At 71.5% G+C, this 19895-nt stretch carries 20 protein-coding genes and 1 riboswitch; of the genes, 12 read left to right on the forward strand and 8 right to left on the reverse strand.

Annotated features, from left to right (window positions below; genetic code table 11):
* Nucleotides 1-71: 71 nt before the first annotated feature.
* On the reverse strand, nt 72-611 hold the full coding sequence (locus tag ACFWY6_RS24015; protein ID WP_384693876.1) for a Repetin: 540 nt from the start codon (nt 609-611) through the stop codon (nt 72-74).
* A 199-nt stretch (nt 612-810) separates the two neighbouring features.
* A complete protein-coding gene (locus ACFWY6_RS24020; RefSeq protein WP_384693879.1) occupies nt 811-1458 on the reverse strand; it encodes a Repetin in 648 nt (215 codons plus the stop codon).
* Between the two features lie 325 nt (nt 1459-1783).
* Here ACFWY6_RS24020 and ACFWY6_RS24025 point away from each other — a divergent pair, with 325 nt between their 5' ends.
* Both ACFWY6_RS24025 and ACFWY6_RS24030 read left to right on the forward strand, forming a co-directional pair.
* A complete protein-coding gene (locus ACFWY6_RS24025) occupies nt 1784-2581 on the forward strand; it encodes a carbon-nitrogen hydrolase family protein (protein ID WP_384693882.1) in 798 nt (265 codons plus the stop codon).
* A gap of 58 nt (nt 2582-2639) precedes the next feature.
* A complete protein-coding gene (locus ACFWY6_RS24030) occupies nt 2640-4349 on the forward strand; it encodes a flavin monoamine oxidase family protein (RefSeq protein ID WP_384693885.1) in 1710 nt (569 codons plus the stop codon).
* 102 nt (nt 4350-4451) lie between these two features.
* On the opposite strand, the gene ACFWY6_RS24035 is transcribed toward ACFWY6_RS24030, so the two are convergent.
* Together ACFWY6_RS24035 and ACFWY6_RS24040 are read right to left on the reverse strand one after the other, a co-directional pair.
* Nucleotides 4452-5384 (reverse strand): LLM class F420-dependent oxidoreductase, encoded by a 933-nt coding sequence (locus tag ACFWY6_RS24035; RefSeq protein WP_384693887.1) that lies wholly within the window; start codon nt 5382-5384, stop codon nt 4452-4454.
* Nucleotides 5385-5473: 89 nt separating this feature from the next.
* Nucleotides 5474-6178 (reverse strand): DUF5995 family protein, encoded by a 705-nt coding sequence (locus tag ACFWY6_RS24040; protein WP_384693890.1) that lies wholly within the window; start codon nt 6176-6178, stop codon nt 5474-5476.
* Between the two features lie 219 nt (nt 6179-6397).
* Here ACFWY6_RS24040 and ACFWY6_RS24045 point away from each other — a divergent pair, with 219 nt between their 5' ends.
* Nucleotides 6398-7528 carry a glycoside hydrolase family 6 protein gene (locus ACFWY6_RS24045; protein ID WP_384693937.1) on the forward strand — a complete coding sequence of 377 codons (1131 nt, stop codon included), beginning with the start codon at nt 6398-6400 and terminating at the stop codon, nt 7526-7528.
* Here ACFWY6_RS24045 and ACFWY6_RS24050 read toward each other — a convergent pair.
* On the reverse strand, nt 7507-8940 hold the full coding sequence (locus ACFWY6_RS24050; RefSeq protein ID WP_384693893.1) for a uracil-xanthine permease family protein: 1434 nt from the start codon (nt 8938-8940) through the stop codon (nt 7507-7509). The genes ACFWY6_RS24045 and ACFWY6_RS24050 overlap by 22 nt on opposite strands.
* A gap of 137 nt (nt 8941-9077) precedes the next feature.
* On the reverse strand, nt 9078-10289 hold the full coding sequence (locus ACFWY6_RS24055) for an MFS transporter (RefSeq protein WP_384693896.1): 1212 nt from the start codon (nt 10287-10289) through the stop codon (nt 9078-9080).
* A gap of 121 nt (nt 10290-10410) precedes the next feature.
* Between ACFWY6_RS24055 and ACFWY6_RS24060 the strand changes: the two genes are divergently transcribed.
* Nucleotides 10411-11571 carry an ROK family transcriptional regulator gene (locus ACFWY6_RS24060; RefSeq protein WP_384693899.1) on the forward strand — a complete coding sequence of 387 codons (1161 nt, stop codon included), beginning with the start codon at nt 10411-10413 and terminating at the stop codon, nt 11569-11571.
* A 115-nt stretch (nt 11572-11686) separates the two neighbouring features.
* Here ACFWY6_RS24060 and ACFWY6_RS24065 read toward each other — a convergent pair whose 3' ends face one another.
* Nucleotides 11687-12430, reverse strand: coding sequence for an SDR family oxidoreductase (locus ACFWY6_RS24065; protein ID WP_384693902.1), 744 nt, complete (start codon nt 12428-12430; stop codon nt 11687-11689).
* Nucleotides 12431-12497: 67 nt separating this feature from the next.
* Nucleotides 12498-13391 carry an RNA polymerase sigma-70 factor gene (locus tag ACFWY6_RS24070; protein ID WP_384693904.1) on the reverse strand — a complete coding sequence of 298 codons (894 nt, stop codon included), beginning with the start codon at nt 13389-13391 and terminating at the stop codon, nt 12498-12500.
* A gap of 131 nt (nt 13392-13522) precedes the next feature.
* Nucleotides 13523-13653: riboswitch (FMN riboswitch) on the forward strand.
* A gap of 154 nt (nt 13654-13807) precedes the next feature.
* Between ACFWY6_RS24070 and ribD the strand changes: the two genes are divergently transcribed.
* From ribD to ACFWY6_RS24110, 8 genes are read left to right on the forward strand one after another with little or no spacing between them, the layout of a single operon-like run.
* Nucleotides 13808-14941: a bifunctional diaminohydroxyphosphoribosylaminopyrimidine deaminase/5-amino-6-(5-phosphoribosylamino)uracil reductase RibD gene (ribD, locus tag ACFWY6_RS24075; RefSeq protein WP_384693907.1), complete on the forward strand. Its 1134-nt coding sequence runs from the start codon at nt 13808-13810 to the stop codon at nt 14939-14941.
* Nucleotides 14942-15577, forward strand: a complete 636-nt coding sequence (locus ACFWY6_RS24080; RefSeq protein ID WP_384693909.1) for a riboflavin synthase — start codon at nt 14942-14944, stop codon at nt 15575-15577.
* A 56-nt stretch (nt 15578-15633) separates the two neighbouring features.
* On the forward strand, nt 15634-16221 hold the full coding sequence (locus tag ACFWY6_RS24085) for a nicotinamide riboside transporter PnuC (protein ID WP_384693940.1): 588 nt from the start codon (nt 15634-15636) through the stop codon (nt 16219-16221).
* On the forward strand, nt 16218-17516 hold the full coding sequence (locus ACFWY6_RS24090) for a bifunctional 3,4-dihydroxy-2-butanone-4-phosphate synthase/GTP cyclohydrolase II (RefSeq protein ID WP_384693912.1): 1299 nt from the start codon (nt 16218-16220) through the stop codon (nt 17514-17516). Before ACFWY6_RS24085 ends, ACFWY6_RS24090 begins: the two co-directional genes overlap by 4 nt.
* A gap of 42 nt (nt 17517-17558) precedes the next feature.
* Entirely contained in the window at nt 17559-18044 is a 486-nt protein-coding gene (ribH, locus tag ACFWY6_RS24095; protein WP_266869063.1) for a 6,7-dimethyl-8-ribityllumazine synthase, read from the forward strand.
* Nucleotides 18045-18078: 34 nt separating this feature from the next.
* Nucleotides 18079-18351 carry a phosphoribosyl-ATP diphosphatase gene (locus tag ACFWY6_RS24100; protein ID WP_135330016.1) on the forward strand — a complete coding sequence of 91 codons (273 nt, stop codon included), beginning with the start codon at nt 18079-18081 and terminating at the stop codon, nt 18349-18351.
* Nucleotides 18352-18404: 53 nt separating this feature from the next.
* Nucleotides 18405-19253, forward strand: coding sequence for an ATP phosphoribosyltransferase (gene hisG / locus ACFWY6_RS24105; protein ID WP_384693916.1), 849 nt, complete (start codon nt 18405-18407; stop codon nt 19251-19253).
* 23 nt (nt 19254-19276) lie between these two features.
* Nucleotides 19277-19723, forward strand: coding sequence for a PH domain-containing protein (locus ACFWY6_RS24110; RefSeq protein ID WP_384693919.1), 447 nt, complete (start codon nt 19277-19279; stop codon nt 19721-19723).
* The last annotated feature ends 172 nt before the right edge of the window (nt 19724-19895 follow it).

Consider the following 19895-nt stretch of genomic DNA (forward strand, 5'->3'; position numbering starts at 1 on the left):
TATCAGAGACCGGTCCTGGGCTGGTCGCGCAGTTCCCCGCGCCCCTGACGGGGCGCCCCTGCGTCTGCTGCTTACGGCAGTACGTTGAAACTGCCGCTGCCCGGCCGCGTCTTCTCGAACGGGGCCGCGCTCACGCACTTGGGCATGTCGTCCGGCAGGTCGTTGGGGATGCCGACCATCGCCCAGCTGTAGCCGAAGCCGTCCTGCTTGCCCTTGTCGTGGACCGTCAGGCCTACGCGCTTGCCGACGGACTCCTTCAAGCCGCCGTCCGCCTTGGTGACCACTGCCGAAACCGTGGCGACCTTTCCGCCGGTCAGCAGGCAGTCCACCCGTGCCTCGGCCGAGCCGCCCCACTTGGGGTTCTCCATGTAGTGGCTGAACTTGATCGTGCCGTGGGCCTTGCCCGGATCGGCCTTGTCCTTCGCGTCCAGACGGGCGTCGAAGGTGAACGTGATCTCGTCGCCCTTCGGGCGGTCGATCATCGCGGTGCCGGTCAGCGCGGCCGCCTCCCGGTGCTGCGCGTCCGACGCGACGGCCGGTACCGCGACGCCGGTGGCGAGCACGACCAGGACTCCCAAGGCTGCGGCGACACGGGTACGGGTCAAGGTCATGAGGGGTCCTCCGTCTGCGGTGGCTTCGCCCGGTCGCTCCGGGCGGGATCAACGCTCCCGTGCGCCGGCGCCCCGCGCATCGCACGCGAGGCGGTGACCGCCTCCGCCGCGCGGCGGGGACGCCGGCTGCCCGGGCCCTCCCAGGGGAGGAGCCGCCAGACCCCCGTCCGGGCGGCTCCCCGTCCGTGGTCGCGCCGGCTCAGTTCGTCGGGTACGGCACCTGCCACGGCACGACCTGGAAGTCGCCGGTGCCCTGCCTGACCTTCTCGTGCGGCGCGGAGCTGGTGCACTTGGGCAGCTTCTTGGTGCCGTCGGGACCGCCCACGGCCGCCCAGCTGTAGCCGACGCGGTCCTTCTTGCCCTGGTCGTGGACGGTGAAGCCGACGCGGCCGCCCTTGATCTCCTTCAGGTTCGTGTCGGTGATGATGCCGGTCGCCGTGGCCACCTTGCCGCCCGTCATCAGGCAGTCGATGCGGCCCTTCGCCCAGCCGCCCTTGCCGCCCGGCTTCTCCAGGTGGACGAAGCGGAAGGTGCCGGTGGCCTTCGACGGGTCGCGGTTGTCCTGCGCCGCGAGATGCGCGTCGAAGGTGAACGTCACGTCCTCGGTGGTCTTGCGGTACATCTTCGCCGAGCCGGTGAGCGCGGCGGCCTCACGGGGCTTGGCCTGGGGCTCGGCCTGGGGCTCGGCCTGCGCCTCGGCCTGCGCCTCGGCATGTGACGCGGAGCGCGCCGAGTCGTCGCCGGAAGCGACGGCCACACCCGCCGCGCCCGCCGTCATGAGGAGCGCGGCGCCCACGGCGATGACGCGGGGGTAATTGCGGGTGCTTGGCGCGGTCGTGCGGCTCATGGAAGTCCTCCGTCTGCGAGGCCGTTCACCCGGCGTTTCCGGGTGAGATCACGCTCTCGCGGAAGGGGGGTCCGGCACGTCCGGCCACGGGCGGGACTCCGCTTCCGCCGCGTGGCGGGGACCTGCGGCGGACCCCTGCACCCGGGGGAGGACACCCACCGATACTCGAGGCGCACGGCGCCGCGCAACGAATCGCCGCTCCGGGCCCACCCTGCGCAACAGATCGCGCGGCAGCCCGCAACGCTCGCGCCTTGTCCGGGCAAGGCCGCCGACCGTACCGTCTAACGGACCCCACCATCCCCTTCGTACGCCATGAGGATCCGCCATGCCTGCGCTGCGCACCGCCCTGCTCCAGAGCTCAGGGCAGCTCGGATCCGTCGCCGAGAACCTGAAGGGGCTCGACGACGCGGCGGGCCGCGCCGCCGCCGCGGGGGCGGGGCTGCTCGTGGCGCCCGAGCTCTTCCTGACCGGCTACGCGATCGGCGACGACATCCCGCGCCTGGCCGAGCCCGCCGACGGCCCTTCGGCCGCCGCCATCGCCGAGATCGCCGTACGTCATGGTGTCGCCGTCGCCTACGGCTACCCCGAGCGCGACGGCGAGCAGGTCTTCAACTCCGTCCAGCTGATCGGCCCCGACGGCACGCGCCTGGCGAACTACCGCAAGACCCACCTCTTCGGCTGCTTCGAGCGCGACCACTTCACCCCCGGTGAGCAGGCCGTCGTCCAGGCCGACCTCGGCGGTCTGCGGATCGGCCTGATGATCTGCTACGACGTGGAGTTCCCGGAGAACGTCCGCGCGCACGCCCTGGCCGGCACCGACCTGCTGCTGGTGCCCACGGCCCAGATGCACCCCTTCCAGTTCGTCGCCGACTCCGTCGTGCCGGTGCGGGCCTTCGAGAACCAGATGTACGTGGCGTACGTCAACCGGGTCGGCAAGGAAGGGGAGTTCGAGTTCGTCGGGCTCTCCACGCTCGCCGGTCCCGACGGCGTCGCCCGCGCCCGCGCCGGACGGGACGAACAGCTGGTGTTCGGCGACGCCGACCCGGAGTTCCTGGCCGCGTCGCGCGAGAACAACCCCTATCTGCGCGATCGCCGCCCGGGGCTGTACGCGTCGCTGATCTGACCCTCTCTCGAGCTTCCCCTTCTTCTGTTCTGCCGTTCCCGCAAGGAGTCCGTACCCCATGACGTCCACGGTGCCCAATGCCGTCCAGCACACCGACGCGCAGCCGCCGATCACCATGTTCGGTCCCGACTTCCCCTACGCGTACGACGACTTCCTCGCGCACCCGGCGGGCCTGGGCCAGATACCGGCGACCGAGCACGGCACCGAGGTCGCCGTCATCGGCGGCGGCCTCTCCGGCATCATCGCCGCGTACGAGCTGATGAAGATGGGCCTCAAGCCCGTCGTCTACGAGGCCGACCAGATCGGCGGCCGGCTTCGCACCGTCGGCTTCGAGGGCTGCGACGACTCGCTCACCGCCGAGATGGGCGCGATGCGCTTCCCGCCGTCCTCGACGGCCCTGCAGCACTACATCGACCTGGTCGGCCTGAAGACCAAGGCGTTCCCCAACCCCCTCGCGGAGTCGACCCCTTCGACGGTCGTCGACCTCAAGGGCGAGTCCCACTACGCGACGTCCGTCGACGACCTGCCGCAGGTCTACCGCGACGTGATGAACGCCTGGAACGCCTGTCTGGAGGAGGGCGCGGACTTCTCCGACATGAACCGCGCCCTGCGCGAGCGCGACGTGCCCAAGATCCGCGAGATCTGGTCCAGGCTCGTCGAGAAGCTCGACAACCAGACCTTCTACGGCTTCCTCTGCGAGTCCGAGGCCTTCAAGTCCTTCCGGCACCGCGAGATCTTCGGCCAGGTCGGCTTCGGCACCGGCGGCTGGGACACCGACTTCCCCAACTCCATCCTGGAGATCCTGCGGGTCGTCTACACCGAGGCCGACGACTACCACCGCGGCATCGTCGGCGGCAGCCAGCAGCTGCCGCTGCGCCTGTGGGAGCGCGAGCCGCAGAAGATCGTGCACTGGGATCTCGGTACGTCCCTGAAGTCGCTGCACGAGGGCGGCGAGCCCAAGCCCGCCGTGACGCGGCTCGACCGCACCGCGGGCAACCGGGTCACCGTGACGGACGCCTCCGGCGACATCCGTACGTACCCTGCGGCGATCTTCACCGCCCAGTCCTGGATGCTGCTCTCCAAGATCGCGTGCGACGACTCGCTCTTCCCCATCGACCACTGGACGGCGATGGAGCGGACCCACTACATGGAGTCCTCCAAGCTCTTCGTCCCGGTCGACCGGCCCTTCTGGCTGGACAAGGCCGTCGACGACAGGGGAAACCCGACCGGGCGTGACGTCATGTCGATGACGCTGACGGACCGCATGACCCGGGGCACCTACCTGCTCGACGACGGGCCGGACAAGCCCGCCGTCATCTGCCTCTCCTACACCTGGTGCGACGACAGCCTGAAGTGGCTCCCGCTGTCGGCGAACGAGCGCATGGAGGTCATGCTGAAGTCGCTCGGCGAGATCTACCCGAAGGTCGACATCAGGAAGCACATCATCGGTAACCCGGTGACGGTGTCGTGGGAGAACGAGCCCTACTTCATGGGTGCCTTCAAGGCGAACCTGCCGGGGCACTACCGCTACCAGCGGCGGCTGTTCACGCACTTCATGCAGGATCGCCTGCCGGCGGACAAGCGGGGGATCTTCCTCGCCGGGGATGACATCTCCTGGACGGCGGGCTGGGCCGAGGGTGCCGTGACGACCGCGTTGAACGCGGTCTGGGGCGTCATGAACCACTTCGGTGGTGGGACGGACGCGACCAATCCCGGGCCGGGGGACGTGTACGACGAGATCGCGCCCGTCGAGTTGCCTGAGGACTGATTCAGGAGCGCCGTTTGCCTGGGGCGCGTGGGAGTGTGGCGGGCCGTCGTGGCTGGTCGCGCAGTTCCCCGCGCCCCTTCGGGGCGCCCCAGCCGGGGTCTCTTACACCCCGGCGGCTCGCGCCGTCTCGTACACCTCTGCCGCCAAGTCCTTCAGTTCCTCGCCGTCCCTTGCGCTGCCCTGCAGTTCGATGAGGATCTCCTCCACCGCGCCCACCGCGGCGTGCGCCGCCAGGTCCTCGACGATCTGGGCGACGTTGCCCTGGAAGGGGGCGCGGCTCTCGCCCTCGTACGGCTTCGCCGTGTAGCGCGTGTTGACCCGCAGGACGCTCTGGACCGGGTCCTTGCGGCCCTGCTCGGCGGCGGCTTCCTGGACCTGCTTCCATTGGGTGGCGAGCGCGTCGGCGCCCATGCCGACCGGCATCCAGCCGTCCGCGCGTTCGATGAGCCTGCGCAGCGCGCGCGGGCTGTTGGCGGGCAGCAGGATCGGGATGGGGCGGGCCGGCTTCGGGCCGACCACGGCCGACGCGATGGTCGTCAGCTCGCCCTCGTACGACACCGGGTCCGGGCCCCAGACCGCGTGGCAGACGTCGATCAGCTCGTCGAGGACCTGGCCGCGCTTCTTGAACGGGGCCACGCTCGCCGCCGCGTACTCGTCGAGGGACCAGCCCGTGCCCAGGCCCGCGACGACGCGGCCGCCGCTCGCCGCGTCCAAACTGGCCAGGGAGCGCGCCAGCTGGAACGGCACGTGCAGCGGGGCGACCAGGACGCTGGTGCCCAGGCGGGCCCGTTCCGTGGCGGCCGCGGCAAGCGTCAGGGTGATCAGCGGGTCGGGCACCGAGCGGTAGGTGTCGGGCCAGGGCAGGCCCTCTATGCCGTAGAGCCCCTGGGTGGCGGGCTCGGGGAACAGGATGCGTTCGTAGACCCACAGGCTCTCGTACCCGATCTCCTCGGCGGCTCGGGCGACCGCCGGGACGTCTCGTCCCATGCTGTACTGCCGGCCCTGCGGGAGGCTCAGTCCGAGTCGAGTGGCCATGGTGGTGCTCCTTCGCATCAGGGGTCCCACGCGTCAACGTACGGCGATCACGCGGGAGTTCCCGGAGCGGAGGGCCCTGTCCGGCCGGATCAGTCCGGCAGCGGGGTGAGCAGCATGCGGCCCACCAGGCCCGCCGCGCCGTCCAGGCGGGTACGCAACTCCTCGGCCACGCCCGGGAGTCCACGCAGCGCCCACAGGGCCCGCGCCGTCGCCCACGCTCCGTCCCGGGCCCGCTCCAGGCTCCAGGAGCCCACGAGATGTGTCAGTGGATCGGCGATCTGGAAGAGATCGGGGCCCGGCATCAGATCCTCGCGGATGCGTTCCTCCAGCGAGACGAGGATGTCGCCCACGCGATCGAACTCGTCCTCGACGTCCGCCGGTTCGCAGCCGAGCGTACGACAGGTGTCCACGACGGCCAGCGGCAGATCGTGCCCGATGTGCGCATTGATGCCCGCGAGCGCGAACTGCAGCGGACGTACACCGGGATGGCGGCGGAACTGCAGCAGGGGCCGCCAGCACGCCGGCGACCTGTGCTGGTCGGCCGCCGCGTCGACGGCCCGCAGATAGCGCTCGGCGAACAGCACGTCCAGCGTGATCGCGGCCCCGGAGTCGGCGAACCGGCCGCTGTCCAGGTGCCGGTCGACCTCTTCGGTGACCGAGAGATAGACCCCGTTGAAGACGCCGACCCCGTCGCCCGACGGGAGGTCCGCACCGAGCGAGCGCATCCGCGTCACCACCCCGTCAACCCCCTGTGCCGGGCCTGTGAACTCCGCAAACCGCTCCAACTGCGCCATGGTGGCAGGGTCCCAGTCATAGGCTGGCCCGAGTGTCACCGCACCGGACGCTTCCCCAGAACGGGGGAACGGCGTCCGTGTGTGCCCCTGGGGAGGGGAGCAGTACACCGTGTCCGGGGGGACACGGGGAGGGGGAGGAGCAGCACCGTGTCAGGCAATCGCGCACGACATCGCGCCGGACGGCGGGCCGAGCGCAGGAGCGCCGCCCGCCATGGGGTCATGGTGGCGGCGGCCTCGGTGGTGGCCGCCGTCGGCACCGTCACGGGCATGGTGTCCGCGCTCGACGAGGGCGGCGGCAAGGACCAGGCGCGCCCGAAGGTGACGAAGTCGCCGACGCTCGAACCGCTGCCCGCGGTGCCGACGCCGTCCGCTTCCGAGTCCTCGGCGAAGCCGTCCCCGGCCAAGTCCTCCGCGAAGCCGAAGCCGAAACCGAAACCGAAGCCTGAGCCGAAACCGGAGCCGTCGACGCAGCGCGCGGAGAAGCCGGCCGCCAACTCCCTCTACCGGTACGGCGATTCGCAGGTGCTCGACTGGGTCAGGGCCAACCGCGGCGACCCGCGGCGGCCGCTCATAGAGTCGAAGATCGCCGCTCAGCCGGCCGCCGTCTGGTTCGCCGACTACTCGCCGGGGACCATCACGTCACGCGTGCGGGCCGTGACGTCGGGCGCCGGCGGCCGGGTGCCCGTCGTCGTTCCGTACGCGATACCGGACCGCGACTGCGGGGGTGCCTCGGAAGGCGGGGCGCCGGATCTCGCGGCGTACGACGCGTGGATCGAGAAGTTCGCCGCGGGGCTCGGCTCCGGCGAGGTCATCGTCATCCTCGAACCGGACGCGATCGCGCTCTCCGAGTGCCTGTCGGCGGGCGAACGGGCCGACCGGTACGCCTCGCTGGCCCGCGCGGGCCGCACGCTAAAGGCGGCCAATCCCAAGGCCCGGGTCTACTACGACGCCGGGCACTCGGGCTGGAACGCCGCCACGAAGCAGGCCGGACGGCTGCGCGCGGCGGGCGCCGCGTCGGCGGCGTCGTCCGACGGCGTCTTCACCAACGTCTCGAACTTCCACCGCACCGCCGACGAGGCCGCCTACGCCCGCAAGGTCCTTGCCGCGCTCGGCGGCCCTTCGGGCCTCGGCGCCGTCATCGACACCAGCCGCAACGGCAACGGCGCCCCGGCCGACGGCGAGTGGTGCGACCCGGCGGGCCGCAAGCTCGGGCAGAGCCCGACGCTGCGCACCGGCCAGGCCCGCATCGACGCCTATCTGTGGATCAAGCTGCCGGGCGAGTCCGACGGCTGCAAGGGCGCGCCGGGGACCTTCACACCCGGGTACGCCTACGACTTGGCGCGTGGCTGAGAGTCGTCGGCGCCCGTTTCCGGGGCCCCGTCGGCCCCGTCGGCCTCGTCGTACGAGGACGTGCCCTCGTCGAGCAGGGGCTCCTGCGTCTTGAGGTGCGGGGGCGCGAACGCGCGCAGCACGTGATAGCCGGTGATGACCACGATCGTGCCGAGCGCGATGCCGCTCAGCTCGAAGTTGTCGGTGATCTTCAGGGAGACGCCGCCGACGCCGATGATGATGCCCGCGGCGGCCGGGACCAGGTTCAGCGGATTGCGCAGATCCACCTTGGCGTTGATCCAGATCTGGGCGCCGAGCAGGCCGATCATGCCGTAGAGGATGACGGTGATGCCGCCGAGCACACCGCCCGGGATGGCCGCGACGACCGCGCCGAACTTGGGGCAGAGGCCGAAGAGCAGGGCGAAGCACGCGGCCGCCCAGTACGCGGCGGTGGAGTAGACGCGGGTCGCGGCCATCACGCCGATGTTCTCGGAGTACGTCGTGTTGGGCGGGCCGCCGACCGCCGTGGAGAGCATGGACGCGGCGCCGTCGGCGGAGATCGCGGTGCCGAGCTTGTCGTCCAGGTCGTCGCCGGTCATCTCGCCGACGGCCTTGACGTGGCCCGCGTTCTCGGCGACCAGCGCGATCACGACGGGCAGCGCGACCAGGATCGCCGACCACTCGAAGCTCGGGGCGTGGAAGGACGGCAGGCCGATCCAGTCGGCGTTGCCGACGGCGGAGAGGTCCAGGCGCCAGTGGTCGACGACCTTGCCGGAGCCGTCCGCCGAGTGGATCTTGCCGAAGACCAGGTCGAGGGCCCAGGACAGGGCGTACCCGAAGATCAGCCCCAGGAAGATCGCGATACGTGACCAGAATCCGCGCAGGCACACCACGGCCAGACCGGTGAACAGCATCACCAGGAGGGCCGTCCACTGGTCCTGCGGCCAGTACGTGGACGCGGTGACCGGGGCCAGGTTGAAGCCGATGAGCATGACGACGGCGCCGGTGACGATCGGGGGCATCGCGGCGTGGATGATCCGCGCACCGAACTTCTGGACGGCGAGGCCCACCAGGAAGAGCGCGGCGCCGACCACGAAGACCGCGCCCGTCACGGTCGCCGATGAGCCGCCCTGCGCGCGGATGACGGCGGCCACGCCGACGAAGGAGAGCGAACAGCCCAGGTAGCTGGGCACCCGGCCACGCGTGGCGAGCAGGAAGATGGCGGTCGCGACGCCCGACATCATGATCGCCAGGTTCGGGTCGAGGCCCATCAGGACCGGCGCCACGAACGACGCACCGAACATGGCGACGACGTGCTGGGCGCCGAGCCCGAAGGTCCGCGGCCAGGAGAGCCGCTCGTCAGGTCGGACGACGGCTCCGGGCGCGGGGGTGCGCCCGTCTCCGTGCAGTCTCCAGCGCACGCCGAGATCCATGGTTCTGTTCCGCCTTCTGTGCGCCCGACCTGTTGTCAAGACCTGAATGAGTCAGCGCAATGTTAAACGGGCGTAAGGTCCGCGGATGCTCGGCAGGTGTTTCAGGCGACGGCCGGTTCCGGCAGGCGATGGGGGGTTCAGGCCTTCGGGCCCGGCGCCGTCGCATCCGCCGGAGCGACCGGCGTCGCGTCGCGGCCGTCCGTGCGCAGGACGCCCGCGAACACCGCGAGCCCGCAGGCGAGCACCGTCACCAGGCCGAAGGAGACGACCAGGCTCGTCGCGTCGGCGAGCGTGCCGATCGCCGACGGGGCGATCAGACCCGATGTGTACGTGATGGTCGCGACGCCCGCGATGGCCTGACTGGGGTTCGGGCCGCTGCGCCCGGCCGCGGCGAAGGCGAGCGGCACCACGACCGCGATGCCGAGTCCCATCAGGGCGAAGCCGCCCATGGCCATGGCCGGATGGGGCGCAGCCACCACGAGCACCCCGCCGAGCGCCGCGACCACGCCGCCGACCCGCACCGTGCGCACCGCCCCGAACCGGTCCACCACCGCGTCGCCCGCGAGCCGTGCGATCGCCATGGTGAGCGTGAACCCGGTGGTGCAGGCCGCGGCCAGCCCGGCCGAGCTGTCCAGGACGTCCCGCAGATAGACCGCCGACCAGTCCAGGCTCGCGCCCTCCGCGAAGACCGCGCAGAAGCCGACCGCGCCGATGAGCAGGGCCGACTTGGGCGGCAGCGAGAAGCGCGGCGGCGCCTCCTCCTCGGGGGCCGCCTGCAGGTCGAGCACGCCCTGACAGGCGACGAGGCCGATCGCGGTGAGCGCCACGGCTGCGAGCGCGTGGTGAAGGCGGGCGTCCGAGCCGAGGTGGGCGGCGACCGTGCCCGCCGCGGAGCCGATCAGGGCGCCGACGCTCCACATGCCGTGCAGCCCCGACATGATCGACTTCTTCATGCGGGTCTCGATCTCGACGCCGAGCGCGTTCATCGCCACGTCCGACATGCCCGCGGTGGCGCCGTACACGAACAGGGCCAGGCAGAGCGTGAGCAGGTTCGGCGCGAGCGAGGGCAGGATCAGCGCCATCGTCCACAGGGCGAGCAGGCCGCGCAGCGCCGTGCGGGCACCGAAGCGGTGGCTGACCCAGCCGGCCAGCGGCATCGCCACCGACGCGCCGATCGCGGGGAAGGCCAGGGCCAGGCCGAGGAGGCCCGCGCTGAGGTCGGCGTGCTCCTGGATCCAGGGGACGCGGGTGGCGAAGGAGCCCGTGACGGCGCCGTGCACACAGAAGACGGCGGCCACGGCGTACCGCGCCCGCTTCAACTGCCGTGCGTCGTAGACCACTTCACTCATCGATGCTCCGCCCCTCCCAGCGTGCTGCCCCGCTACGGCGACAGGTACCGCCCCGCTACGGCGACGTAAACTATCAGGAACCCTGCCTGATAAATAGCGGCTTTATGGAAGGATCCCCGGCATGCCCGCATCACCGAGCACCGCCCGGGCCATCAACGACCGGCTCGCCCTGGGGCTCCTGCAGCGCGAAGGACCGCTGACGGCCAACCAGTTGAAGCAGCTGACCGGTCTGTCCCGGCCGTCGGTCGCCGATCTCGTCGAGCGTCTGCAGGGCTCGGGGCTGATCACGGTGGTGGGGGAGGCGGGCGCCCAGCGCCGAGGCCCCAACGCCCGTCTGTACGGGATCGTCGCCGACCGGGCCCACCTCGCGGCCCTCGACGTACGCACCGGAGGCCTCTCCGTGGTGGTCACCGATCTGCTCGGCGCGGTGCTCGCCGAGGCATCGCTGCCCATCGGCGGCGACACCGGAACCGAGCCCGCCGTGGAGCGCGCCGTCGCCCTCGTCGAACGCACCGCCCACGAGGGCGGCGCCCGGCGGCTGCACACCGTGGGCATCGGCGCCCCCGGCCTCATCGACCCCGCATCCGGCGAGCTGCGCGACACCACCTCGCTGCCCGCCTGGCACCGCAGGCTCGCGGGCGCGCTCCAGGAGCGGCTGCCGGCCCGCGTCCTCGTCGAGAACGAGACCAACCTCGCCGCCCGCGCCGAACAGCGCGAAGGCGCCGCCAGGGACCGCGACACCTTCGTCCTGCTCTGGCTCGGCGAGGGCGTCGGTGCCGCTGTCGTCCTCGACGGGGCGCTGCGCCGCGGCGCCTCGGGCGGCACCGGGGAGATCGGCTTCCTGCCCGTGCCCGGCACCGCGTCGCTGCCGTCCGCCACCGGCTGCGACGGCGGCTTCCACTCACTGGCCTGCGCGGCCGCGCTGCGCGAACTGGGCGCCGAGCACGGGCTCCTTGAGCCGGGGGAGAGCGCCGCCGACGTGCTGGGCCGCGCCGTCGCGACCGGCCACGGCGGCTATCTCGACGCCGCCGCCGACCGGATCGCCGTCGGCGCCGCCGCGATGGCCGCCATCCTCGACCCCGGCTGCGTCGTCCTCGGCGGCGAGCTGGGCCGGGCCGGCGGCGACGCGCTCGCCGCCCGCGTCGGGGAGCGCGTCACCGCCATGTCCCCCCTGCGTACCGAGGTCAGGGCGAGCACGCTGGGCGGCTCCGCCGTGCTCGCGGGGGCGCTGCTTGCCGCCAGGGAGGCGGCGCAGGAGGAGTTGTTCGGGCCGGGGCGCTGAACCCTCCGGGGCGGCAGGCGGCGGTGGGCGCGCCGTCTGTCACCGGCTTCGCCGAGTTCGTCCTCAAACTCCCCCAAGCTCTTAAAGAGCAGGGGGGACCCCCTCGACGGGCTGGTCAATGCCCGCCGAACCGACCCGCCAGGAACTCCTCGAACGTCCCCTTCCCCACAGCCTGTTCGGGCGCCAGGTGACCGCCCGCGCGGAACGCCCGGTACGTCTTGCCCGCGAGCCGCAGCGGCACCAGCGGGCGCCTCTTGCCGCTCGCCCGCAGGTAGGCGCGGGCAAGGTCCGGGAACGTACGCACCTCGGGCCCGCCCATGTCCTCGACCCGCCCGGCGGGCGGCGCCGCCGCCAACTCGGCCAGCCGGTCCGCCACTTCGCCGACCTCGACCGGCTGGTCGCCGACCCCCGAAGGCAGCAGCATCACCGGCAGCTTCGCCGAACTCTGCAGGACCTGCAGGACGAGATCGTGGAACTGCGTGGTCCGCAGCACCGTCCAGCCGAGGCCCGACTCCTCGATCAGCCGCTCCACGGCGAGCTTCGTCTTGTAGTAGCCGAGCGGCACCCGGTCGATGCCGACGATCGAGATGTAGACGAGGTGCCCGACGCCGGCCCGCCGCGCGGCCTCGATCAGATGGCGTGCGGCCTGCTCGTCGCCCCCGCGCGGGCTGCTCGCACAGTGCACGATCACGTCCGCGCCCGCCATGGCCGCGTCGAGCCCCGTGCCCTCGCGCAGATCGACGGCGTACGACGGGGAGCGGCGGCTCAGGACGCGTACGTCATGGCTGTCCGCCCGCAGTCGCTCCACCACCGGGCGGCCGAGGGTTCCCGTGCCGCCGGTCACCAGGATCGTGGTCATCGCAAGGCTCCTTCGCTGTCCGGGACGCCGCACCGGCGTCCGTCACCAGCTGAGAACCGGGCAGTGATCAGGAATGTGACAGCTGCCCGGCGACGAAGCCGAGCTTGTCGGGATTGACCACCGCCCGCAGGGCGCTGACCAGGCCGTCATCCCGGAACTCGAACGTCGCGACGCCCACCACCGTGCCCTCCAGCGTCGCCACGATCGCAGGCGCGCCGTTGACCTCGGCGTACGCGAGATCCATGGCTTGGACGAATTTCTCCATGCCGCCCACCAGGAAGCGCACCACCTTCTCGCGCCCGACGATCGGCCTGCGCGCGGAGGTGACCTTGCCGCCGCCGTCGCCCCAATACGTCACGTCCGCGGCGAGGACCTTCTCCAGGCCCGCCAGATCGCCGTCACGGGCCGCCGCGATGAACGACTCCACGAACTCCTGGCGCCGCTCCGCCGCGGCCTCGAACCGCGCCTGCTCCTCGGCCACCGCCAGCGTGGCCCTGCGGTACAGCTGGCGGCAGTTGGCCTCGCCGATGCCGAGCACTCCGGCGATCTCCCGGTGGCTGTACGCGAACGCCTCCCGCAGCACGAACACCGCGCGCTCCACCGGCGTGAGCCGCTCGAGCAGGATGAGCAGCGCCATCGACACCGCGTCCCGCTGCTCCGCCGACTCCAGGGGGCCGAGCGCACCGCCGGACGTGATCACCGGCTCCGGCAGCCAGGGCCCCACGTACTGCTCACGCCGGGCCCGCGCCGAGGTCAGCCTGTTCAGGCAGAGGTTGGTGACGACCTTGGCCAGCCAGGCAGCAGGCCGGCCGATGTCCGCGCGCCGGGCGCCGCTCCACCGCAGATACGCGTCCTGGACGGTGTCCTCGGCCTCCTGCGCGGAGCCGAGCATGCGGTAGGCGAGGGAGAACATCCGGGGGCGGTGGGACTCGAACTCTTCGGCGAGTGATGCTGTCGTCACGCGTTCAGCGTGCCAGAGAGCGGCGCATCGCAGCCGGTCAAAGCGGTACGAGCGGCTCCTGTGAGCCAGGCCACAGGGGTTCGCCCGTATGGGCGTCGATCAGGCGTGGCAGACTGGCCTCGTACCAAAAGCAGCGCACTCCGGGGTCGGTGTAATTCCGAACCGGCGGTTATAGTCCGCGACCCGGTCGCCTCCAGCGACCGGTTGACCAGGTGAAATTCCTGGACCGACGGTGAAAGTCCGGATGGGAGGCAGTGCGCGGCGGGCGGGCATTCGTGCACGTCGCCGAGTGGCTTGTTTTTGGGATACCCGTCTCTTTCGGGTTCCCCAGGGAGAAGTCTCGTTTTCCGGCGTCGCTCCCAATGCCGCAGTCCGTACGTTCTGTCGTCATCGACAGGCCCCGGAGTCCGTGCCCTATGAGGCAGGAGGACCCGGTGGCCACCGCAGCCGCAGCGAACGACCATGAGCGCATCGCCATGCGCCGCGCGATCGCGCTCGCCGCTCTCGGACTCGGTTCCACCAGCCCCAATCCGATCGTCGGCTGCGTCATCATCGACGCCTCTGGCCGGACCGTCGGCGAGGGCCATCACCAGCGCGCGGGCGGCCCACACGCCGAGGTCCACGCTCTGCGCGCGGCCGGCGACAAGGCCCGCGGCGCCACCGCCCTGGTCACCCTCGAACCCTGCAACCACACCGGACGCACGGGACCCTGCGCCCAGGCGCTCATCGACGCGGGGATCGCCCGCGTCGTCTACGCGGTCGGCGACCCGAACCCCACCGCGACCGGCGGCGCACAGCGACTGCGTACCGCCGGAATCGACGTGGAATCGGGCCTGTTGGAGGACGAGGCCGCCGCGGGGAACGCCGCCTGGCTGACCTCCGTGCGGCTCGGCCGCCCGTACGTCACCTGGAAGTACGCCGCGACACTCGACGGCCGCATCGCCGCCGCCGACGGCACGAGCCGCTGGATCACCTCCGCCGAGGCCCGCGCCGACGTGCACCGGCTGCGCGCCGAGTGCGACGCGGTCGTGGTCGGCTCCGGCACCCAGCGTGCCGACGACCCGCACCTCGCCGTACGGGGCATTGAGGGCGCCGTACAGCCGCTGCGCGTCGTCGTCGACACCAACGCCACCGCCGTCACGCCCGGAGCGCGCGTCCTGGACGACGCCGCGCCCACGCTCGTCGCGGTCGCCGAGGACGCGACCACCGAGCTGGAAGCACTTGAAGCACTTGAAGCCGAAACGGTGCGACTCCCGCGCGCGGAGGGCGGGTTGGACATCCAAACCCTCCTCGCCGAGCTCCACGCGCGCGGGGTGCGATCCGTACTCCTCGAAGGCGGGCCGACGCTCGCCGGAGCGTTCGTCGCCGCGGGCGCCGTCGACCGCGTCGTCGGCTACCTCGCCCCCGTGCTGCTCGGCGCGGGCCCCACCGTCCTCGCGGGCGGCGGAATCACGACCATCACCGAAGCGTTGCGGCTCGACGTGAGCGAGACCGTCCGCATCGGCCCCGATCTGCGCATCACCGCCACCCTTGCAGCGAAGGAGCACTGAGTGTTCACCGGAATCGTCGAAGAGCTGGGCGAGATCACCGCCGTCGAGAAGCTGGCCGACGCCTCGCGCTTCCGCCTCCGTGGCCCCGTCGTCACCGAAGGCGCGAAGCACGGCGACTCCATCGCGGTCAACGGCGTCTGTCTGACGGTCGTGGAGCACGAGGGCGACGAGTTCACCGCCGATGTGATGGCCGAGACGCTCGACCGCTCCAGCCTCGGCGCGCTCGCGGTCGGCTCGCGGGTCAACCTGGAGCGGCCCACGGCCGTCGGCGACCGCCTCGGCGGGCACATCGTGCAGGGCCACGTGGACGGCACCGGCGAGATCGTCGAGCGCAAGCCGTCCGAGAACTGGGAGATCGTCAAGGTCTCGCTCCCCGCAGGCCTCGCCCGCTACGTGGTGGAGAAGGGCTCCATCACGGTGGACGGCGTGAGCCTGACCGTCGTCGACGCGGGACCCGACTACTTCACCATCAGCCTCATCCCCACCACCCTCGCGCTGACCACGCTCGGCATCAAGCAGCCCGGCGACCCGGTCAACCTCGAGGTCGACGTCATCGCGAAGTACGTCGAGCGGATGCTCGGCGACCGTGTCGCTCATGGCGCCGCACCCTCTTCCGCTCAGGAGGCCACGCAGTGAACTGGCTCAACTCCGAAGCCTTCACGGCCTTCGGGCAGCATGTGATCTGGTCCGACATGGTGGGCAACACCGTCGGCCTGATCGCCCTCGCCCTCGGCTGGCGGCGCTCCATATGGACCTGGCCCGCCCAGTTCCTGTCCGGCGTCATCCTCGTCGCCGCGTACGCGTCCGCGCAGCTCTCCGGCGGCGTCGGCAAGCAGCTGCTCGTCATCGGCGTCGCCCTGTGGGGCTGGCGACTGTGGACCAACGGCAAGCAGCAGGCGCAGGACGGCTCCATCGCCGTCCGGTTCGCGACGTGGAAGGAGCGCGGCGTGCTGCTCGGCGGCACCGCCCTCGGCACCCTCGCGGTCGGCGCCCTGTTCTCCGCCGTACCCGATCTGTCCTGGAACCCCTGGCCCGACGCCTACATCTTCGTCGGCACGCTCGCCGCGATGGTCGCCCAGGCGCGCGGTCTCGTGGAGTTCTGGTTCGCCTGGCTGCTGGTTGACGTGGTCGGCGTGCCGCTCGCGTTCAGCAGCGGCCTCGCCTTCTCCGGCCTTGTGTACGTCATCTACCTCGCCCTCGTCCTGTGGGGCCTGCGCGACTGGTGGCTGCGGTCGCGCACCGCGTCCTCGCAGCCCGTCATGGAAGGAGCCCCGGCATGACTGCGGCACCTGTTTGGTACAGCACGGGTCATGAGGAAGACGCCTCGGACCTGGCCCTCGACCCCGTAGAGGCGGCCATCCGCGACATCGCCGCCGGGCGGCCCGTCGTGGTCGTCGACGACGAGGACCGCGAGAACGAGGGCGACCTCGTCATCGCCGCCGAGAAGGCGACCCCCGAGATCATCGCGTTCATGATGAGCGAGTGCCGCGGCCTGATCTGCGCGCCCATGGAGGGCGACGAGCTGGACCGGCTCGAGCTCCCGCAGATGGTCGAGAACAACACCGAGTCGATGCGGACGGCCTTCACCGTCTCCGTCGACGCGAGCGCCGCGCACGGCGTCACCACCGGCATCTCGGCCGCCGACCGCGCCACCACGCTCCAGATGCTCGCTGCGGGCGCCTTCGAGCCGGCCGACTTCGTGCGGCCCGGCCACATCTTCCCGCTGCGCGCCAAGTCCGGCGGCGTCCTGGCGCGCAACGGCCACACCGAGGCCGCGGTCGACCTGGCCCGGCTCGCGGGCCTGCGCCCCGCCGGGGCCATCGTCGAGATCGCGGGCGAGGACGGCACGATGCTCCGCCTGCCGGAGCTGATCCCGTTCGCCCGCAAGCACGGCCTGACGATCATCTCCATCGAGGACCTGATCGCCTACCGCCGCTCCTCCGAGCCGACGGTCCGCCGCGAGGCCGAGGTCCGCCTGCCCACCGCGTTCGGCGAGTTCACGGCGTACGGCTACCGCTCCACGGTCGACGGCGTGGAGCACGTCGCCCTGGTCCACGGCGACATCGGCGAGGGCGACGACGTCCTGGTCCGCATCCACTCCGAGTGCCTGACCGGCGACGTCTTCCACTCGCTGCGCTGCGACTGCGGCCCCCAGCTCGAGGCGTCCATGCGGCGCATCACGGAGGAGGGACGCGGCGTCGTGGTCTATCTCCGCGGCCACGAGGGGCGCGGCATCGGTCTGCTGTCCAAGCTGCGCGCGTACGAACTCCAGGAGCGCGGCAGCGACACCCTGGACGCCAACCTGGAGCTCGGCCTGCCTGCCGACGCCAGGGACTACGGCGCCGGCGCCCGGATCCTCGACGACCTCGGTGTCCGCAGCCTGCGCCTGATGACCAACAACCCCGACAAGACCGACGCGGTCGTCCGGCACGGCCTGAAGGTCACCGGACGCGAGCCAATGGCGGTCCACGCGGGCGAGCACAACCTCCGCTACCTGCGCACCAAGCGGGACCGGATGGGGCACGACCTGCCCGGGCTCGACACGCCCGAGGTGTCGGCCTGCGGCAACCAGTAAGTACTGACCCAGGAAATCCCGTACAAGAACCAGGAGAAGCGCGTGAGCGGCAAGGGTGCACCCGAACTGAGCGTGAAGAACTGCGGCGACCTGCGGGTCGCGGTGATCGCCGCGCAGTGGCACGAGAAGGTCATGGACGGCCTCGTCGACGGCGCGCTGCGCGCCCTGCACGAGCTCGGCATCGACGAGCCGACCGTCCTGCGCGTGCCCGGCAGCTTCGAGCTGCCGGTCGTCGCCAAGGTCCTCGCGGGCCGCGGCTACGACGCGATCGTGGCGCTCGGCGTCGTCATCCGCGGCGGCACCCCGCACTTCGAGTACGTGTGCCAGGGCGTCACCCAGGGCCTGACCCAGGTCAGCATCGACACCGGGGTGCCCGTCGGCTTCGGCGTGCTGACCTGTGACACCGAGGAGCAGGCCCTGGACCGCGCGGGCATCGAGGGCTCCCGCGAGGACAAGGGGCACGAAGCGGTCACCGCGGCCGTCGCCACGGCGACGACGCTGCGTTCCGTCTCCGAGCCCTGGCGGTGAGCGGGCCGAGGAGCCGCGTAAAGTAAGCGACATCATGTCCAAGAAGACTTTCGAGGAGCTCTTCGCCGAGCTCCAGCACAAGGCCGCCAACGGCGACCCCGCAACCTCCCGCACCGCCGAGCTGGTCGACAAGGGCGTCCATGCCATCGGCAAGAAGGTCGTCGAGGAGGCCGCCGAAGTCTGGATGGCCGCCGAGCACGAGGGCAAGGAAGCCGCCGCCGAGGAGATCTCGCAGCTCCTGTACCACGTGCAGGTGATGATGGTCGCCCGCGGCATCTCGCTCGACGACGTGTACGCCCATCTCTGAGCCGTACGCCCAAGCCCGACCCGACTCCCCTTAACGCAAAGGAATCCCGCCTCATGCTGCGCATCGCCGTCCCCAACAAGGGTTCACTGTCCGGACCTGCGTCGGCGATGCTCCATGAGGCCGGATACCAGCAGCGCAAGGAGTCCAAGGAGCTCGTCCTCGTCGACCCCGAGAACGAGGTCGAGTTCTTCTACCTGCGGCCCAAGGACATCGCGATCTACGTCGCGACCGGCAGGCTCGACATCGGCATCACCGGCCAGGACCTCCTGGTCGACTCCGGTGCCGACGCCGAGCCGATCCTGCCGCTCGGCTTCGCCCGCTCCACCTTCCGGTTCGCCGCGAAGCCGGGCACGGCGACCGCCATCGAGGACCTCGCCGGCAAGACCGTCGCGACCTCGTACGAGGGAATCGTCGCCAAGCACCTCGCGGACAGCGGCGTGGCCGCCTCCGTCGTGCACCTGGACGGCGCCGTCGAGACCGCCATCGAACTGGGCGTCGCCCAGGTCATCGCGGACGTCGTGGAGACCGGCACCTCGCTGCGGAACGCGGGCCTCGAGGTCTTCGGCGAGCCGATCATGAGGTCCGAGGCGGTCGTCATCCGGCGCACCGGCGCGGACACCGACGACCCGAAGGTGCAGCAGTTCCTGCGCCGCCTGCAGGGCGTCCTGGTCGCCAGGTCGTACGTGATGATGGACTACGACTGCCGCGCCGAGCACCTGGAGCGGGCCGTCGCCCTCACCCCGGGTCTCGAGTCGCCGACGATCTCGCCGCTGCACAACGAGGGCTGGGTCGCCGTGCGCTCCATGGTCCCGGCCAAGGAGGCGCAGCGCGTCATGGACGACCTGTACGACCTCGGGGCGCGCGCGATCCTGACCACGGCCATCCACGCCTGCCGCCTCTGATGACCCGGCAGGAGACCCCGGCCATGCCCGACCAGACGCACCTTCCCGCCCTTCCCGTCACGTTCCGGCCCGGCCGGACCAGGGCCGTGCTGCTCACCGCGGGAGCCGCGATCCTCGTGGTCCTCACGGTGATCGCCCTGCTCATCCCGGGCCTCAGCCCGGGGGAGCGGACCAGTTTCATCTTCACCGGCGCCCTGCTCTCCGGCGTGCTCGCGCTCCTGAGCAGGCCGAAGGTCGTCGCCGACGAGTCGGGCGTGACCGTCGTCAACATCGCCACCAGCAGGCGCCTCGCCTGGGCCGAGATCGTCCAGGTGAACCTGCGCCCCGGCGACCCGTGGGTGTTCCTCAACCTCAGCGACGGCACGAGCCTGCCCGCGATGGGCATCCAGCCCGGCATCGCCAAGGCACAGGCCATCGCCGACGCCCGCGCCCTGCGCGCCCTCGCCGACGCCCGCACCCCGCAGGGCTGACGCTTCGGGCCGGGTCTTGATTAATCTGGTGGCGGGGCACGCCCGGTGTGCCGCCCCGCCCCTGACGGGCCCGCCCGGCCCCCAGGGGCTCCTGCTACCCGAGGAGTGACTCCCTCCGGCGATGGACGGTTCGTCCTGTAGTACATGCGCCGCCCCCTCCCGACATACCGGG

The sequence above is a fragment of the Streptomyces sp. NPDC059037 genome (assembly GCF_042740015.1).
Taxonomy (GTDB): domain Bacteria; phylum Actinomycetota; class Actinomycetes; order Streptomycetales; family Streptomycetaceae; genus Streptomyces.

Coding starts and splice junctions, on each gene's coding strand:
- ACFWY6_RS24085 (WP_384693940.1), top strand. CDS start 15,634: ATGGTGGGCAACACCGTCGGCCTGATCGCCCTCGCCCTCGGCTGGCGG.
- ACFWY6_RS24100 (WP_135330016.1), top strand. CDS start 18,079: ATGTCCAAGAAGACTTTCGAGGAGCTCTTCGCCGAGCTCCAGCACAAG.
- ACFWY6_RS24065 (WP_384693902.1), bottom strand. CDS start 12,430: ATGACCACGATCCTGGTGACCGGCGGCACGGGAACCCTCGGCCGCCCG.
- ribD (WP_384693907.1), top strand. CDS start 13,808: ATGAGGCAGGAGGACCCGGTGGCCACCGCAGCCGCAGCGAACGACCAT.
- ACFWY6_RS24090 (WP_384693912.1), top strand. CDS start 16,218: ATGACTGCGGCACCTGTTTGGTACAGCACGGGTCATGAGGAAGACGCC.
- ACFWY6_RS24045 (WP_384693937.1), top strand. CDS start 6,398: ATGGTGGCGGCGGCCTCGGTGGTGGCCGCCGTCGGCACCGTCACGGGC.
- ACFWY6_RS24030 (WP_384693885.1), top strand. CDS start 2,640: ATGACGTCCACGGTGCCCAATGCCGTCCAGCACACCGACGCGCAGCCG.
- ACFWY6_RS24055 (WP_384693896.1), bottom strand. CDS start 10,289: ATGAGTGAAGTGGTCTACGACGCACGGCAGTTGAAGCGGGCGCGGTAC.
- ACFWY6_RS24050 (WP_384693893.1), bottom strand. CDS start 8,940: ATGGATCTCGGCGTGCGCTGGAGACTGCACGGAGACGGGCGCACCCCC.
- hisG (WP_384693916.1), top strand. CDS start 18,405: ATGCTGCGCATCGCCGTCCCCAACAAGGGTTCACTGTCCGGACCTGCG.
- ACFWY6_RS24040 (WP_384693890.1), bottom strand. CDS start 6,178: ATGGCGCAGTTGGAGCGGTTTGCGGAGTTCACAGGCCCGGCACAGGGG.
- ACFWY6_RS24035 (WP_384693887.1), bottom strand. CDS start 5,384: ATGGCCACTCGACTCGGACTGAGCCTCCCGCAGGGCCGGCAGTACAGC.
- ACFWY6_RS24060 (WP_384693899.1), top strand. CDS start 10,411: ATGCCCGCATCACCGAGCACCGCCCGGGCCATCAACGACCGGCTCGCC.
- ACFWY6_RS24015 (WP_384693876.1), bottom strand. CDS start 611: ATGACCTTGACCCGTACCCGTGTCGCCGCAGCCTTGGGAGTCCTGGTC.
- ACFWY6_RS24020 (WP_384693879.1), bottom strand. CDS start 1,458: ATGAGCCGCACGACCGCGCCAAGCACCCGCAATTACCCCCGCGTCATC.
- ACFWY6_RS24110 (WP_384693919.1), top strand. CDS start 19,277: ATGCCCGACCAGACGCACCTTCCCGCCCTTCCCGTCACGTTCCGGCCC.
- ACFWY6_RS24025 (WP_384693882.1), top strand. CDS start 1,784: ATGCCTGCGCTGCGCACCGCCCTGCTCCAGAGCTCAGGGCAGCTCGGA.